This window comes from Aeromonas media (genome assembly GCF_000819985.1).
In the GTDB taxonomy this organism is placed as follows: Bacteria; Pseudomonadota; Gammaproteobacteria; order Enterobacterales; family Aeromonadaceae; genus Aeromonas; species Aeromonas media.
The window spans coordinates 35,494-37,075 of sequence record NZ_CDBZ01000196.1 but is presented as its reverse complement, the minus strand read 5'-3'; the positions used below and the strand labels follow the sequence as shown (position 1 = coordinate 37,075).

The following is a 1,582-nucleotide window of genomic DNA, read 5'->3' as shown; positions in this document are numbered from 1 at the left end:
CCGGGGCGCCCTGACGGTGGCGGAGTTCGAGCTGCAGCGCACCAAGATCGTCAGCGCCATCACCCGTCTCAATGCGGACGTGTTGGGGCTGATGGAGATAGAGAACAACGGCTACGGCGACAACTCCGCCATCGCCAACCTGGTGGCGGCCCTCAACGCCGCCCAGCCGGACGAGGCGGATCACTACGCCTGGGTGGCTTCCCCCGATGGTCAGCCCATCGGCACCGACGCCATCACGGTGGGTCTCATCTACCGGCCCGCCAGCGTGACGCCAGAGGGGGCTGCCAGCCTCATCGAGCTGCCGGTGCAGCAGGCCGAGGCGCAGGACGCCAGCGGCAAGCCGGTTGCCATCAAGCAGGGCATGCGCGAATCGCTGCTGCAGCGCTTCAGCTCGCCCAAGGGGGATGCACCCCTGACCCTGGTGGTCAACCACCTCAAGTCCAAGGGTTCCGCCTGCTTCGAGGATTACCCCGACTACGCCACCGCCGATCCGCTGGACGGGCAGGGCCACTGCAACGCGCTGCGGGTCTCCGCGGCCAAGGTGCTGGGTGAGCGCCTCAAGGAGGTGAGCGGGGATCTGCTGCTCATCGGCGATCTGAACGCCTACGGCATGGAGGATCCCATCCGGGTGCTGACCGACTATGATCCGGCGGCCCAGCCGCGCCAGATCATGAGCGCCTCTTTCACCACACTGGCGGGCCAGCCTTTCGAGGAGAGCGGCAGCGCCCTTGGCAAGGGCTATGGCCTGGTGAACCTCAACACCCGCTTCCACGGCACCGATACCTACTCCTACAGCTACGAGGGGGAGCTCGGCAACCTGGATCACGCCCTGGCAAGCCCCGGCCTCGCGGCCAAGGTGATCGGCATCGAGGATTGGCACATCAACTCCGCCGAGAGCAACTTCTTCGAATACGGCAGCAAGTACACAGGCCAGCTGGCCAAATCGGACGGGCCCTTCAGCGCCTCGGATCACGATCCCGTGCTGGTGGCGATCCAGTATCCGCTGCCGCCCGCCGGAGTATTGAGTCTCGAAAGCGCCGCCGCCAGCGTGGAGGAGGGCAGCATTCTCGCCCTGTCCGTTGCGCGCCGTGACGGCAGCCATGGGGAGGCCAGCGTCAGCTATCGCATCGCCTTTGGCAGCGCCGATGCCAACGACGTGGCGCCCCTCACCGGTACTCTGAACTGGGCGGCGGGCCAGAGCGACAGCCAGACCATCCAGATCCCGGTGAAGAGCGACACCCTGCACGAGGGGGATGAGACCTTCACCCTGGAGCTGTTTGACCCGAGCGGCGCGGCGCTGGGGGAGCAGCACCAGACCCTGGTGACCATCAAGGACAAGCTGGCACAGTCCACCATCTCCCTGGCCCAGACCAGCCTGACGGTGAACGAGGGGCAGTGGTTTGCCGAGATCCCTGTGGTACGCAGCGGCGATCTCAGCAAGCCGGCCCGCGCCCAGCTGGGCCTTGAGGGGATCACGGCGCGCTGGGGGCTGGATTTCCTGCCCTGGTTCGGCCAGTCGGTGAGCTGGGCCGCCGGTGAAGGTGGCAGCAAGTCGGTCAAGGTGTTGATCCTGGATGACTGG

Annotated in this window: 1 protein-coding gene; it reads left to right on the top strand. The window is 66.6% G+C overall.

Annotation, left to right across the window (positions count from 1 at the left end):
• Positions 1–1,582: ExeM/NucH family extracellular endonuclease (locus tag BN1127_RS20940; protein ID WP_156139780.1), on the top strand; the 1,582-nt coding region annotated here is incomplete at both ends.